This is a genomic window from Pseudoalteromonas mucoides, assembly GCF_049257175.1.
GTDB lineage: Bacteria > Pseudomonadota > Gammaproteobacteria > Enterobacterales > Alteromonadaceae > Pseudoalteromonas.
Genome location: NZ_JBMMUC010000009.1, coordinates 118,738 through 133,189 on the forward strand (window position 1 = coordinate 118,738; position 14,452 = coordinate 133,189).

Here is a 14,452-nt window from a genome sequence, read left to right on the forward strand (position 1 = left end):
GAGCTCATGTCGGTTTAGGCTATATTTTGCAAAATATAACCTAAGCCGACGCAAATCCAAATGTTTCACAATCTATTCCTATCATACCTTCAGCTTCAATTCCTGAGTCACTGCGAATCAACCCTACTATAAATTATTTAATAATTCGTTATCTATCCGAAAGGTTACATTGCAAGTAGGTTGACAGTGCATTGGCTAACTAATTTTGAGCAGCAGGTTGATTCTTTAAAGAAAGGTGTGCTTCTGATAAACCTACGTTCCAACATGAGGTAAATTCATAAAAATAATTAAATGAATAATAAAAAACAATTTGACAGCGCTGTCAAATAAACGCCATGGTTAAACAGCAACATTTAAGCAACGTTAACAGCCATTTTTAGCCATCTAGACGTTGAAGCATCTTAAATAAAAGCGTAGTATGTTTAAAATCTGAGTGAACCTCACTTTTTCCATGAGAATTATTAAAGATGATTGATGTAAAACACTTGAAGACCATTGCCACATTAAAAGAAACCGGTTCTTTGGTGAATACCGCCCGTGAGCTTTTTTTAACTCAGTCCGCTTTATCTCACCAGATCAAAGATTTAGAGAATAAGCTAGATTGTCAGTTATTCGAACGCAAAACCCAACCTGTGCGTTTTACGCCGCAAGGTATGTTGCTGTTAGAATTAGCAAATGAAGTACTGCCTAGAGTTGAGGCAACCAAGTGCCGTTTAAAAGAAAGCTTAAATCAGCCAATTTCACAGCTGCGCTTAAGTGTAGAATGTCACGCTTGCTTTCATTGGTTATTACCAACAATTAAAGAATTTAATAATTTTTGGCCTGATATTAAAGTCGATTACGAACGTGGCTTTAGCTATGATGCCATTCCAGATTTACTCAATGAAGAGCTAGATTTAGTATTAACTTCGGATATACGTGAACCTGATAAACTTGAATACGCACACCTTTTTGACTTCAAGTTAAAGTTAATTGTCGCACCAGATCACGAACTTGCTAAAAAAGCATACGTTACAGCGCTAGACTTAAAAAACGAAACTATTATTTCTTATCCAATTCCTCGTGAACGTCAGGATATATTTAAGCATTTCATCCAAAATGCACGATTTGATGGCACACTCAAAAATGTTGACCAAGGGCTGTTAATTTTCCAATTAGTAAGCGCAGGGATGGGTGTTGCAGCATTACCCGATTGGCTGGTAACCCCATATGAAAGCCAAGGGTTAATAAAATCAATACCCCTAGGCGCACTTGGGCTTACTCGTCCAATGTATTTGGCGATGAAGAAGAATATGAAAGACAACCCCGTTTATCGTCATTTTTTAAATACCTGTAAACTAAATAACGGTCGATAATCTCAAGTATTCACAGTAGCATAGACACAAATTTAGTTAATAATGCTACTGTGATGTTTGAACTTAAAAAAATTATCGGCGCAATGCTGATGCCCCTCCCTTTATTAGGTATTGCTTGTGTAATTTGCCTATGCATGACTTTTCGCAGCAATAAAGTACTTTCACTTTTTGGCTTACTAGCGATAAGCTGCCTACTTTTGATCAGCACACCTTTTTTTGCCCAAAAAATTATTTCACCCGATACACAATTACATTATGTTTTTGACGTTAATAAACACACAACCCTTGATAAAATTGTGGTACTTGGATGTGACGTTAACCCAAACCCACACTTAACAGCCAACAGCCAGCTTGGAAATTGTGCCAAAAGCCGCTTAGTCGAAGGACTACGTTTGGCATATAAGTACCCAAATTCACAGCTTATTGTATCTGGTGGAGGTATAGGTAAAGTCACAAATAGTAGTTTAATGCGTCAAACTGCTATCAGCTTAGGTGTCAATGCAACTCGCATCAAGCAAAATCCATCTGCAATGGATACTGCAGATGAAGCCAAATTATTAGCACCTGCACTCGTAGATTTCAAGGTTGCGTTAGTAACCTCAGCGAACCACATAACCCGAGCCAAAAGTTTATTTAACGCCCAAGGTATAGAAATTATTCCTGCAGCAACTGATTACTATGACTTTTCAGCATGGCCGATACATAAACAGTTTATTCCCAGTGCTGGCGTATTAAAAGCGGTTACCAGTCAGTGGCATGAAGTAATTGGTAAAGCATGGATTTCATTACGGCGCTGGCTTGACCCTGAAGCACTGTAGCTAAAGTTATACTCTTGTATAGACATATTTGTGCTGTTCCCTCAAAAGCTGCTATGAAGTATAATTTGCTTTATATAGTGGTATAAATTTTGAGAACATAATGACTGAGCAGTTAGCAACTTTAGGCCAGCTCCTTGATGGAGCTGGTACACAATGGCGTGCGTTTGATATTGGCAGGCACATTACAAAGTTTGAGAAAAAACAGTTTAACGCCATTGAACAAGCACAAATCCCCTACCCATACCCACTTGCTGGCCATGCTTGGATTGCTATCCAATTTTGGGACAGTGCAGCCAGTAAAGAACCTTATGTATGGTTTTTAAAATTCCCTGTGGATGAGCAAAGTAAGCTTGTGTGTGCAAGCCGTGATCATTTTGCCAATATGGTTATTGAAGCGCTAGGCAATGATCTAACAAGTGAGCAAGCTGATGGTAAACTTGATAATAACCCCTATGTTTTTACCCCCAATGCAAATAAACTTGCAGCATTCAACGCACAACTAAAAGTACTATTGAGGCAACCTGCTTCTGAGTATTATGAATACGCACAGCTTTATTTCAGTGGTAAGCTCGGTTTAGAAAATTGGCAAAATGTTGCAGTACAAGGTATCGCTGACTTTGCGTTACGTTTGGAAGATGATACCAATCTATCAAACTTGCAAAAAGCATGGCCGCATTTACCGCTAGAAGTACTTCAACCTTTAAGTGCTATGCTTGAACATGTTCAAATACCTGTTAATTTCGCACAGCAGCTTCTAGAACATGCTTTAACAGCAATCCAGCATAAAGATACTCTTTCATTAATTTGTGCACTGAGAGCCATGTCAAAAGCTCAAGCACATGGTATAACGGCTAAACTTGTAGACGAAATTTTAGCATCTGAAATCGCAACTGATTCAGATATCTTACTTACAATTGCAGGGCGCTGTTTTTCGCAGCTAGAAGACCCTGAACGTTTACACATTTTTATGGATAACTGCGCACATCACCAAGCGATTGAGGAACTTTTCCCAAGTATTTTTGCTGACTTAGTTGCAATTCCAACTATTCGCCCGCATCTATTAGCATTATTACGTAAAGAAAACCGCAGCGAAAAACTCGCTCGTGCAATCGGAAGGTTATTCTCTTAACATGGCAAGCTTATGGACATTCATTATTATCGGCAGCGTAATTTACCTGTTTTGGCTTAATCGAAAAATTGCTGAAGCTGCAAATGCGCATGCTAAGCGTCAAACTGAACAATTACAAGTTCAATTAATGAGTGTCGCCTGTACTAAACGCCGTTTTGGGATCTTGAAAAACGGCAAGCCAGGTGTAAAAAGTGAGTTCATGTTTGAGTTTTCAAGTGATGGTCAGAGCGTATATCAAGGGGTTTTGTCTATGGAAAACGAAATGCTGAAAAGTGTTGTCGTACCACCGCATAAGATCTAGTTAGAAAGTTATTTTAGATGAGTCTTAATTAAACAACAACGCCAGAAACTAAGGCGTAACTTATAGTTACGCCCCAATCTGACTTCATCCATAATCAGGCATCCATACCTACGCCGAAGCTACCTTTTTTATCTTTCCCCTGAACGGGTATACATCCAAAATACACCCTCACATCGCATCTATGCGATATCCTACACATCCTAGTGCTGTCCTCTTGCCATCTTTGGCAGTCCTGCGCTTCCAAGCACTCCTATTACTTCCTGTAATATAATCCTTTGATTATTCCTTTTCATTAGCTCCGCTAATGTCTGCATCCAGGCAGCTTCCTAAACCGTCCCTGTCATCCATGAAGTTTTATCCATTTGGCATCTTGCCTAGCTTCTTGCTAATTTGCCGTATTCCATTTCCTTGGCATCAGCTCAATCATTGAGCCTGTATCGTCTTGATGAAGTAAAGTTTACGCTAATGCAGACTTAGTGATAGGTATAAATAGTAATTATTTTCATGTAACACTTTTGAAAAACAACGAAACAATATTAAAATCAACACCTTACCAATTTTAAGTCAACGTCCCATTGAATTATAAGTGATAATGCGTACAACAATGTAAGATATATCGTACACTGTAATTTCCAATATGCCGCTTAAGCTATATCTCTAATGTACTCAATAAATGTAATGGCTTCTGTAAATTCAGCGAAAGTGGCACCATTCTTAAGAGGTAAAGTATTTGCTTTGTAGAATGCTCGCTCAGAGCTGGTGATAACCCTTTGCGTAAAGGTACTGGTCTCTCTCGTCATTTTTATAAATGAACAGCAATATTAGTTTAACTAAACTAGGCTTTCGATAAAGAGTATTCGGGGTTTAAATTTAAAAGAATACTTTAATTGAATTTTATAAGTGGGTGAGTAGTCAGGCAACTGAAACAACGCATGGTAGAGAAAAACTGTAATATGGTACACCATTTAAAAATGGTGGGTCGTACTGGACTTGAACCAGTGACCCTCGCCATTATTTGTAAAGGGAGGCGGTGCTCTCTTTTTTACAACTGAGTTAATTACCCGAATAGGCTTTTTACGATAATAGTCAGAAGAATTAAGATTAGATGCTGTAGAAATGTTTATATTTGGTGGGTGATACTGGACTTGAACCAGTGACCCTCGCCATTATTTGTAAAGGGAGGCGATGCTCTCTTTTCTTACAACTGAGTTAATTACCCGAATAGGCTTTTTACGATAATAGTCAGAAGAATAAAGTTAGATGCTGTAGAAATGATTATATTTGGTGGGTGATACTGGACTTGAACCAGTGACTCTCGCCATTATTTGTAAAGGGAGGCGATGCTCTCTTTTCTTACAACTGAGTTAATTACCCGAATAGGATTTTTACGATAATAATCAGAAGAATTAAGATTAGATGCTGTAAAAATGTTTATATTTGGTGGGTGATACTGGACTTGAACCAGTGACCCTCGCCATTATTTGTAAAGGGAGGCGGTGCTCTCTTTTCTTACAACTGAGTTAATTACCCGAATAGGCTTTTTACGATAATAGTCAGAAGAATAAAGTTAGATGCTGGAGAAATGATTATATTTGGTGGGTGATACTGGACTTGAACCAGTGACCCTCGCCTTGTAAGGGCGATGCTCTCCCAACTGAGCTAATCACCCAAATATAATTTTGATTAAATGGTGGGTCGTACTGGACTTGAACCAGTGACCCTCGCCTTGTAAGGGCGATGCTCTCCCAACTGAGCTAACGACCCCAAATAATCAGTTTTCTTTGCAGTTACCATTTTAGAAATGGTGGGTCGTACTGGACTTGAACCAGTGACCCTCGCCTTGTAAGGGCGATGCTCTCCCAACTGAGCTAACGACCCGCAAAGAGTATCTAAATGGTGGGTGATACTGGACTTGAACCAGTGACCCTCGCCTTGTAAGGGCGATGCTCTCCCAACTGAGCTAATCACCCATTTAGATTATTGTAATATACACCATTTAAAAATGGTGGGTCGTACTGGACTTGAACCAGTGACCCTCGCCTTGTAAGGGCGATGCTCTCCCAACTGAGCTAACGACCCATATTACGTTCTTAAAAATGACTATTAACATAATAACAGGTTTTATATGTGGTGGGTGATACTGGACTTGAACCAGTGACCCTCGCCTTGTAAGGGCGATGCTCTCCCAACTGAGCTAATCACCCACATATAAATACTACTATTAAAATAAATAGTACTGGACTTTAACCAGTGAACCTCACCATTACTTCTAAATAGCGGTGACATTCTCTTTCTAACTGTTCTAACGACCAGAATAGAATTTAGATATATAACTTAACCACCAAAAAATAATGGTGGGTCGTACTGGACTTGAACCAGTGACCCTCGCCTTGTAAGGGCGATGCTCTCCCAACTGAGCTAACGACCCATATCTAAAAACAACACATTGCCGCGTTGTTGTGGGGCGCTATTATAGATAGAGTTGCAAATGTGTCAACACTTGAATGAGTAAAAATAGTTTAGATGTGGTTTTTATAATCAACAAGATGGCGGAAAGCACATTTTATAGCCATATTGCTGCGATTTTGTCTCGTTACTTTTAATTTTAACTAAAACACAATGTGCCAGTGAGTGATGTAGCAATAGAATTGTATAGACTTCACTGGTTTTAGCAAAATCAGAATCTAATAACCTTATCGCTAGAGTTGGGTAAAAACTTTACGGCGCTCTCTAAATTAAAAGAGCAACCTATTTTCAAGCTTTCTTGTCACTCTTTCGATTATATTTAATAGCCTCTGTTAGCAAGCTATTTCATAATGAATAAAACACGTCCCATTTTTGCATTTCACAAAGCTCAGGAAAAACTTGTAACCCAATTAATAAATTGCCTCCCCCTTTACTTTGCATAACCCTGTTATTCACCAGCATTTACGCTTTTGAATTGATACTTTATAAAACAAATTCACCGAAAGTTTATTTTCCTTATAAATGTATACCTTATATACACGCATTAAATTGACAAATTGCGAGTTTAACCAGATCCAGAACCTCATTTATGAACAAAAACAATACTTCAGTTCAAAAAACAAACCACAGAGTGTATAGATTATCCAGTTTGTTGAAAAATAGGGCGTTTGAATAAAGTTACTGAAAAAAATGTTGACATTATTTGGGTGGCTGCATAGAATGCGCCCCGCACTCAGCGATACACAGCTCGATTTACTCAGCAGTGTAAAGCAAAGTAAGTCGGGGCTATAGCTCAGCTGGGAGAGCGCTTCGCTGGCAGCGAAGAGGTCTGCGGTTCGATCCCGCATAGCTCCACCAAACTTATTGTTGTGCTTGTCCTAGGGTAGCAGTTTTCTGTGTCCCCATCGTCTAGAGGCCTAGGACACCGCCCTTTCACGGCGGTAACAGGGGTTCGAATCCCCTTGGGGACGCCAATCTGATTTATCAGTGGCGGTTTTACCGAGAAAATAGCGAAGCAAATAAAGCTCGAGTCTTTACTTGCATTTATTCGCATTACCTTAACTCAAGATTTGAGTATAACTAATCACTTGTCCTAGTGACACATTTTTGTGTCCCCATCGTCTAGAGGCCTAGGACACCGCCCTTTCACGGCGGTAACAGGGGTTCGAATCCCCTTGGGGACGCCACTTATTATAAGTGTTGTGTTATGAAAACACTCGTCTGAATCGAGTTTAACTATTCAGTTGTCCTAGTGACACATTTCTGTGTCCCCATCGTCTAGAGGCCTAGGACACCGCCCTTTCACGGCGGTAACAGGGGTTCGAATCCCCTTGGGGACGCCACTTATTACAAGTGTTGTGTTATGAAAACTACTCGCCTGAATCGAGTTTAACTATTCAGTTGTCCTAGTGACACAGAAAATATTTCTGATAAGATAATGCCATTCGCCTCGCAGGCTCGGTCTCATCTTACGCAGAAATAGCAAATCAGTGATTTGCAAACCAATTTCTGCGTCCCCATCGTCTAGAGGCCTAGGACACCGCCCTTTCACGGCGGTAACAGGGGTTCGAATCCCCTTGGGGACGCCACCTATTTTTTATAGGTGAAGAGTTATGTCAAAAATAAAACCTATTACACCCTTTCAAATCATTCTTCGCAAAATATATTTGTTTACAATCAAGTCAGTATAAAAAATAAAAAACATCAATGATAACGAATAAATTTTAAATTCTCTTGTAAGCTACTAGACTGTTTATTATAGTCACCTATACATTTACTTGGTTTTAAGCTTAATGCCAGCAAAGATTTTTTCTAACGCAAAAATACTTATAGTTGAAGAGCAACCTCTTGCTCAAAGCTATATGAAGCAATCGCTTGAAAAGCTCGGCTTTCGGCAATTACGCTTTGCTGATCATGCTATTTCTGCAAAAGAACAATGTCTAACAGAACAGTTCGATTTAATTGTTTGTTCATTTAATTTAAGTAAACATCAAGATGGCTATCAATTATATGAAGAGCTTAGAGTTAAAAGATTAATTAAAAACTCAACGGGTTTTATTTTCATCTCAGCAGAGACTACAGGCTCATTAGTTCACAGTGTGCTAGAACTGCAGCCTGATGATTTTCTTGTTAAACCATTCACAATATACGAACTTAAAACACGTATTGAAAAGATTCTATTACGCAAAACAAACCTGCAAAAAGTATATGACCTAATTGATGATGGTAATGATTCAAAAGCACTTAAATTTATCAACACCGCATTAGAAAAGAAAACCAGCACCTATAGTGCTATTTTATTACGGCTAAAAGGTGATGTTTTATTAAGGCTTAAACGTAATGAAGAAGCAAAAAGCTTTTTTAAGTCTGTACTAGATATACAAAAGTTCGCATGGGCAAAGGTAGGTCTAGTCGAATCACTCATAGCTAATAATGAACACATTCTCGCGCAACGTATGCTTAAAACAATGTTGAGCCGCCATGAAACCCGATTAGTAGCTTTAGATTTACTAGGCTCTTTAGAAATAAAATTAAATCAATTTGAGTTAGCGCAAGACTTTCTAAGCGAAGCTGCTGAAATAGCGCCGAGAAATCTTAACCGACAAAAGTCATTAAGCCATGTAGCACAGCTTAACCATGACTACGAAAAAAATTACGCAACTCAAAAAGATATTGCTCAGTTTGCCAAACATTCAATTCATGATCACCCTGATGTTTACTTGAATGCAGCCCGCGCTGGTATCGACTTTGCCCTAACGACAGATCAAAGTGATCAAATACAACGCATTACACGCCAAACTAATAAATATTTAAATGATCTGAAAGGGCAGTTTCCCAATAGCCAGAACCAAGCTCAAATCGATGTGCTTAATGCCCGCTTACACTACCTAAAGGATGAGCATAAAAAAGCAAAAATGCTTATTGAGCAACTTGATGACGATACCCATATACGATCAATAGATGGCGCACTTGATAAAGCAAAGGCCTTTCACGAATTAGGCTTTCAAAATAAAGCACAAACACTGTTTAATAAAATAATCAGTCATTGTGAAACCCACCCAAATGTGAGTGATCCAGTCTATCTTCGTTATATTCAACAGCAACAAAGTGAACGCCGAGATATAAAAATGGGCCCTAAAGAACTCAATAATCATGCTGTCACTCAGTTTAACCGAGGCCACCTAAATACTGCTCTAGAGGCATTCAGCCAAGCCTTTAGAATAATGCCTCGCAACGCAAGCATTGCACTAAATTTATTACAATGTTTATTCGATAGCACAAAGAACAATAGCCAAAGTCTTAATTTGATAATGGCTAAAAAGTGCTATGCTTTACTTGTACAAACAAATCTAGACTCCGAGCAACAACAAAGATTTGATAAAATTACACAGCAAGCCAATACTATGGGCTTAGTATTAACGAATAATTAGTTACCACTCTAATATCGGGGAATCTATTGAAATCCCAGATATCACCTATGCCAAGTCTCAAAGTAACACTAATCACATTAACTTCCCTGCTATAACTAGCTACAACTTCGAGCCAAGTAAAATGTTAATCGTTGATGACATTACTTATAACCGAGATTTTTTAGCCTCATTTTTATCACGTTGGCCATTCACAATTGATGTTGCAGAAAATGGCAAAATCGCATTACAGAAAGTCGCGAAATGTCAGCCTGACTTAATTATTATGGATATGAAAAATGCCGGTTATGGGTGGCTTAGAAGTAACTAAACAGTAACGATTTGTTATAATTTTTTTAGTGCTAACGCGTTTACGCAATAGCGCAAACCGCTAGGCATTGGGCCATCAGGAAAAACATGACCTAAGTGAGCATCGCAGACGTTACAAACAGCTTCTATGCGTTGCATCCCGTGACTGATATCACTGTTGTAGGCAATTGCATTTATTTGCGCGGGCTGAGTAAATGATGGCCAACCTGTACCACTGTCAAACTTTTCATCGCCATCAAATAGCACATTATCACAACAAATGCAGGCATATGTACCAGGCTCAAATAAAGTGCAGCTGTCTGAGCTATGAGGTCGCTCAGTGCCCTTGTTACGGGTTACATAAAACGCTTCATCTGTTAATTGAGCTTGCCACTGTTCATCATTTTTAATTATTTTTTTACTTGGCTCTGGATTGCCTTGAATAGCAAAGTTTAGAATATCATTCCACGTCAACATAACTTACCTCTTTGTTTATGTAATCAATTAGGGCTTTAGTCAATTTTCATTGACTGCTTTTCTCTTGTTGTAAGTATAGAATTAAAGTAATTAATCAAATGAGTTTTACTGCTTGGCAGACTCGTTGAAAACACGCATTCAGCATCGATAAAAATAGCCACTGAATCCTCATCACATTTTATATGTTTAATACTCTCTATTGAGACCCAGTGGGGGCCTGAAGTTCGATCAAAAAAACCAGTAAGTGTAAACAGGATTAAATGCTGCTGGTTCCTCTGAATGAGCTTACTTAAGCTGTTACGCTCTCTAAACAAAGGTGTAAGACGATAACAACATGAGATAAATACAAAGACCCACAAAGCAATTAAGAATACAAACCAAGGCTGTGCAAGTAATGGTGTGAATAAGCAAATTAAAAATAATACGCAACCAATCGCTGCAACGACCAATGCTAATTGCTTATTAATTTTGTACATTATTAGCTCCTAATAACTTACGATGATTTATCTTTATTTTCAGGCTCAGGCCAATCATTAAAAAACACCGTTAAATATCGGCTTTTAGCCAAGTATAATAGCACCCATAACACCACGACCATTTGTAGTGCTAAAAACATTGAAAACTGATAATAGCTATGTGCGGCTTGAATAATTAGCCAGGTTAAATCAAGTGCGGCACATGTAAGCAAAGGCCAGCGCATAAAACGCCATATTTTGGCTAACCGAAAGGCACTTTGCACATTTTTTTGTGGCCTGCGTAAACAAAACACAACCGCAGGAATAATGGCAACGGCACCGATTGCCAGTGCACTAAAAAAATCATGCTTTGAGCGAAAAACCAAAGACATAATATCTAATTCAGGACGGCGACTTAGCGCGGCGATTACCCAAATAAAATAAGCACGCAGAAGCACAAGCAAGCTTAAGTGAAATGCAATCGGCGTACGGTATGTACCATATTTATCCCAGTACTCTGGACCATAGCGCATTATAATTGGTTCTTCTTATCTGCAATCACACCTAATATGGCAAAAGCACATATCACCATAACCCCTAACCACTGGCTACCAAACAGCATTAACAGTTTACTCAGCAGCGGTGCTACAAATACCACTAACAAACCAAATCCGAAACCGGTGATCAAAACAAACACCGCAACCCGAATAATAAAATGGCGGCGCGCAACAAAGCGTTTAGTGACTTTAATAATATCATTGGCATATAACGACACTAAACACACAACTAACAATAAGGCTATATTAGGCAAGAACGGCCCTAGCCACTGTCCAAAGCTCAAGGCAACGCCCTTAAACACTGCCAGTACGTTATCCATTATGCTTTGCCAGCAACGCGATTAAGTCATCCTCTGTAAGGATCTCAATACCTAAGTCTTGTGCTTTGGTAAGCTTTGAACCCGCCTTTTCACCAGCAATAAGCGCATCGGTTTTTGCTGAAACACTGCCCGACACTTTAGCTCCTAATGCTTGTAAACGTGCTTTTGCATCGTTACGGTTCAGCTCAGTGAGCGTGCCGGTGAGAACATAGGTTAACCCAGCTAATGGTTGCTCATCTTCGCTTACGGGCGCTAATTCTGGCCAATGTATACCCTGTTCAATAAGCGCGTTAACCACATCTGTATTATGTGGCTCGGCAAAAAAACTACTCACATGCTTTGCGACAATTTCGCCAACATCACTCACTTCAATCAAGGCTTCGATACTTGCTTGAGTAACATTTTCAAGTGTTAAAAAATGTGTTGCTAAATTTTGTGCTGTCGCCTCACCAACCTCTCGAATCCCTAAAGAGTATAAAAATTTAGCCAACGTAGTGTGCTTTGCCTCTTCCAAGGCGCTAACCAAGTTTTTAGCCGACTTAGGTCCCATTCGCTCAAGTGATTCAAAGTGGCCCTGCTTTAATATGAATAGATCTGCAGGTGTTTTTACCAACTCTCTATCGACTAACTGATCAACAATTTTATCGCCAAGACCATCTATATCTAGCGCTTTACGAGAAGCGAAATGTTTAATCGCTTGTTTGCGCTGTGCTTGGCAAACAAGCCCCCCCGTACAACGTGCAACCGCTTCACCTTCGACTTTTTCAACGTGAGAGTCACAAATAGGGCACGCTGTTGGAAAAACAATATCTTTGGCATCATCAGGGCGGCGTTCAAGTACAACCTGCGTTATTTGCGGTATCACATCACCTGCTCGGCGGATAATAACAGTATCGCCTACTTTTACGCCTAAGCGAGCGATTTCATCACCATTGTGTAATGTTGCATTTGACACTGTAACACCGCCGACAAAGACAGGTTCAAGACGAGCTACTGGTGTAATTGCCCCTGTGCGCCCTACTTGAAACTCAACATCAAGTAACTGAGTAATCTCTTCTTGTGCTGGGAATTTATAAGCAATAGCCCAGCGCGGCGCACGGGCAACAAAACCTAAACGCTCTTGCATCGCTTTGTTGTTGAGTTTAATAACTACGCCATCAATTTCATATTTTAAGCTGCTTCTTCGCTGTAAAATATCTTGATAATAATCCAATGCGGCTTTTTCACCTTCCACCAGCTTGGTCTCAGGGCAAAGCGGAAGTCCCCAGTCAGTGAGTTTTGCTAATTGTTGATAATGCTCACTTGGTAACTCGCCATCGGTAACCACACCGATACTATATGCATAAAACATCAGTGGCCGTTTGGCGGTTATTTTTGAATCTAATTGGCGCAAGCTCCCTGCTGCAGCATTTCGTGGATTAACAAATACTTTTTCGCCACGCTTTTCAGCCTCAGCATTGAGTTTGTCAAACCCCGCGCTATTCATAAATACTTCACCACGTATTTCAATTTCTTGTGGGAAATCATCGCCGCGCAACTTCAGCGGCACATTACGAATCGTTTTTACATTCTGAGTAATGTTTTCACCTGTTTGGCCATCTCCACGAGTTGCAGCCTGAACAAGCACCCCGTCCCGATATAAAATAGACACAGCAAGACCATCTAACTTGGGCTCGCAACAAAAAGTAAGTTCGCTATTATCCATTAAGCGCTCTTTTACTCGACGATTAAACGCAGCAAATTCTTCTTCACTAAATGCATTATCAAGTGAAAGCATCGGCACCTGATGAGCGACTTGTTCAAATTTAGCAAGAGCAGCTCCGCCGACCTTTTGGGTTGGAGAGTCAGCGCTAAAATACTCAGGGTTAGCGGTTTCTAACGCACTTAATTCTCTTAATAGGCGGTCGTATTCAGCATCAGGAATAGAGGGATTATCGAGTACATAATAATTATAATTATGATCATCTAATTGCTGACGTAGCGCACTAATTTGCGTTAAAACTGGAGTAGACATACTGGCCTCTAAAACATAAAAAAGCCACTTAAACGAGTGATCGCCTAGTGGCTTAAAAAATTCTTAAAAAGTTAATTTATTGAATAAGCTATTAAGCGCTGAAGCTTCTCACTTTTTCAACGTACTCACGTACACTGTCAACGGTCATTTCTTCGCGTTGTGAATCTAAAATAGTGGCACCAAACTCATCAGCAAGCTTCTTCGCTGCACTGTGCAGCATATTAAATGCAGCAAGGCCATCACCATCACACGGTAGCGTCATAAATAAGCTGATACCTGCGGTACTAAACTGTTCCATATTATCAATATCAAACGTACCCGGGTTATACATATTAACCAAGCGGAATAAAACAGGGCCAAGTCCGGCTGGATCTAAGTGGCGATTAAAAAAGCCTTCATCAGAATATTTAAAGCCAAGTGTATTTATTGCCGGTAATAACTTACTGCCTTCCATTGCCAAACCTTCAGGCATTTGGATGTGGACAATAATAAAGTCAGCCGCAGGAGCTTGTGACTCACTTTGCTCTTTCGGTTCTTCGACTGTTTCTTCAACGTGGTTTTGAGCAACGCCCTGCTCAACACCAGGTTGCGTTTGGGGTTGTTCATCCGAAGCTGAAAAGCTAAGATCACCAAATTGTGGCTCATCACGCTCAGGTGAACGCTCTTCAATAGGCTCTGTCACGTTCTGTCGCTGGACTGGGGCTTGCTCAGTTGGTTCAACTCGCTCATTGGCGTTTGCTGCTGGCGCATCTTTTTTACGAACTGACCACAGGCCATGTATTAATAATCCACCAATGACAATTACACTGATAATGATTAAAACCCATCTTAATTGTTCGGCCAT

General features: G+C 39.8%; 12 protein-coding genes and 15 tRNA genes. 11 read left to right on the forward strand and 16 right to left on the reverse strand.

What is annotated here, in order from left to right; all coding sequences use genetic code 11:
• Positions 1-467: 467 nt before the first annotated feature.
• The 4 genes from AAEU30_RS11580 to AAEU30_RS11595 all read left to right on the forward strand — a co-directional run bounded on the left by AAEU30_RS11580 (position 468) and on the right by AAEU30_RS11595 (position 3,603).
• Positions 468-1,355, forward strand: a complete 888-nt coding sequence (locus AAEU30_RS11580) for a LysR substrate-binding domain-containing protein (RefSeq protein WP_058558405.1) — start codon at positions 468-470, stop codon at positions 1,353-1,355.
• Positions 1,356-1,408: 53 nt separating this feature from the next.
• A complete protein-coding gene (locus AAEU30_RS11585) occupies positions 1,409-2,173 on the forward strand; it encodes an ElyC/SanA/YdcF family protein (RefSeq protein WP_421960646.1) in 765 nt (254 codons plus the stop codon).
• Between the two features lie 100 nt (positions 2,174-2,273).
• Entirely contained in the window at positions 2,274-3,302 is a 1,029-nt protein-coding gene (locus AAEU30_RS11590) for a DUF3549 family protein (protein ID WP_421960647.1), read from the forward strand.
• Position 3,303: 1 nt separating this feature from the next.
• Positions 3,304-3,603, forward strand: coding sequence for a DUF3301 domain-containing protein (locus tag AAEU30_RS11595; protein ID WP_421960648.1), 300 nt, complete (start codon positions 3,304-3,306; stop codon positions 3,601-3,603).
• Positions 3,604-4,730: 1,127 nt separating this feature from the next.
• Here the strand turns inward: AAEU30_RS11595 and AAEU30_RS11600 are convergent.
• The 10 genes from AAEU30_RS11600 to AAEU30_RS11645 form a co-directional block, all read right to left on the reverse strand.
• Positions 4,731-4,822 (reverse strand) — tRNA-OTHER (locus AAEU30_RS11600).
• Positions 4,823-4,885: 63 nt separating this feature from the next.
• A tRNA-OTHER gene (locus AAEU30_RS11605) sits at positions 4,886-4,977 on the reverse strand.
• 64 nt (positions 4,978-5,041) lie between these two features.
• Positions 5,042-5,133, reverse strand: a tRNA-OTHER gene (locus AAEU30_RS11610).
• Positions 5,134-5,196: 63 nt separating this feature from the next.
• Positions 5,197-5,272 (reverse strand) — tRNA-Val (locus AAEU30_RS11615).
• A gap of 19 nt (positions 5,273-5,291) precedes the next feature.
• A tRNA-Val gene (locus tag AAEU30_RS11620) sits at positions 5,292-5,367 on the reverse strand.
• A 38-nt stretch (positions 5,368-5,405) separates the two neighbouring features.
• A tRNA-Val gene (locus AAEU30_RS11625) sits at positions 5,406-5,481 on the reverse strand.
• Between the two features lie 16 nt (positions 5,482-5,497).
• Positions 5,498-5,573, reverse strand: a tRNA-Val gene (locus tag AAEU30_RS11630).
• A gap of 33 nt (positions 5,574-5,606) precedes the next feature.
• Positions 5,607-5,682: transfer RNA gene (locus tag AAEU30_RS11635), tRNA-Val, on the reverse strand.
• A 49-nt stretch (positions 5,683-5,731) separates the two neighbouring features.
• A tRNA-Val gene (locus tag AAEU30_RS11640) sits at positions 5,732-5,807 on the reverse strand.
• 148 nt (positions 5,808-5,955) lie between these two features.
• Positions 5,956-6,031: transfer RNA gene (locus AAEU30_RS11645), tRNA-Val, on the reverse strand.
• A gap of 820 nt (positions 6,032-6,851) precedes the next feature.
• Between AAEU30_RS11645 and AAEU30_RS11650 the strand changes: the two genes are divergently transcribed.
• The 7 genes from AAEU30_RS11650 to AAEU30_RS11680 all read left to right on the forward strand — a co-directional run bounded on the left by AAEU30_RS11650 (position 6,852) and on the right by AAEU30_RS11680 (position 9,807).
• Positions 6,852-6,927 (forward strand) — tRNA-Ala (locus tag AAEU30_RS11650).
• Positions 6,928-6,967: 40 nt separating this feature from the next.
• A tRNA-Glu gene (locus AAEU30_RS11655) sits at positions 6,968-7,043 on the forward strand.
• 137 nt (positions 7,044-7,180) lie between these two features.
• Positions 7,181-7,256 (forward strand) — tRNA-Glu (locus AAEU30_RS11660).
• An 80-nt stretch (positions 7,257-7,336) separates the two neighbouring features.
• Positions 7,337-7,412: transfer RNA gene (locus AAEU30_RS11665), tRNA-Glu, on the forward strand.
• 170 nt (positions 7,413-7,582) lie between these two features.
• Positions 7,583-7,658, forward strand: a tRNA-Glu gene (locus tag AAEU30_RS11670).
• A gap of 204 nt (positions 7,659-7,862) precedes the next feature.
• The gene (locus tag AAEU30_RS11675) at positions 7,863-9,500 is read left to right on the forward strand and encodes a response regulator (RefSeq protein ID WP_421960649.1); all 1,638 of its coding nucleotides are present in this window, start codon (positions 7,863-7,865) and stop codon (positions 9,498-9,500) included.
• A 121-nt stretch (positions 9,501-9,621) separates the two neighbouring features.
• The gene (locus AAEU30_RS11680) at positions 9,622-9,807 is read left to right on the forward strand and encodes a response regulator (protein ID WP_421960650.1); all 186 of its coding nucleotides are present in this window, start codon (positions 9,622-9,624) and stop codon (positions 9,805-9,807) included.
• A 14-nt stretch (positions 9,808-9,821) separates the two neighbouring features.
• Here the strand turns inward: AAEU30_RS11680 and msrB are convergent, their stop codons facing one another.
• The 6 genes from msrB to zipA all read right to left on the reverse strand — a co-directional run bounded on the left by msrB (position 9,822) and on the right by zipA (position 14,452).
• The gene (gene msrB / locus AAEU30_RS11685) at positions 9,822-10,262 is read right to left on the reverse strand and encodes a peptide-methionine (R)-S-oxide reductase MsrB (protein WP_421960651.1); all 441 of its coding nucleotides are present in this window, start codon (positions 10,260-10,262) and stop codon (positions 9,822-9,824) included.
• Positions 10,263-10,297: 35 nt separating this feature from the next.
• Positions 10,298-10,738: a hypothetical protein gene (locus tag AAEU30_RS11690; RefSeq protein WP_421960652.1), complete on the reverse strand. Its 441-nt coding sequence runs from the start codon at positions 10,736-10,738 to the stop codon at positions 10,298-10,300.
• 17 nt (positions 10,739-10,755) lie between these two features.
• Positions 10,756-11,253: a DUF2919 domain-containing protein gene (locus AAEU30_RS11695; protein WP_421960702.1), complete on the reverse strand. Its 498-nt coding sequence runs from the start codon at positions 11,251-11,253 to the stop codon at positions 10,756-10,758.
• The gene (locus tag AAEU30_RS11700) at positions 11,250-11,594 is read right to left on the reverse strand and encodes a DUF3392 family protein (protein ID WP_421960653.1); all 345 of its coding nucleotides are present in this window, start codon (positions 11,592-11,594) and stop codon (positions 11,250-11,252) included. The genes AAEU30_RS11695 and AAEU30_RS11700 overlap by 4 nt, the downstream gene beginning before the upstream one ends.
• Positions 11,587-13,608, reverse strand: coding sequence for an NAD-dependent DNA ligase LigA (gene ligA / locus AAEU30_RS11705; RefSeq protein ID WP_421960654.1), 2,022 nt, complete (start codon positions 13,606-13,608; stop codon positions 11,587-11,589). Before ligA ends, AAEU30_RS11700 begins: the two co-directional genes overlap by 8 nt.
• Before the next feature lie 91 nt (positions 13,609-13,699).
• On the reverse strand, positions 13,700-14,452 hold the full coding sequence (zipA, locus tag AAEU30_RS11710) for a cell division protein ZipA (protein ID WP_421960655.1): 753 nt from the start codon (positions 14,450-14,452) through the stop codon (positions 13,700-13,702).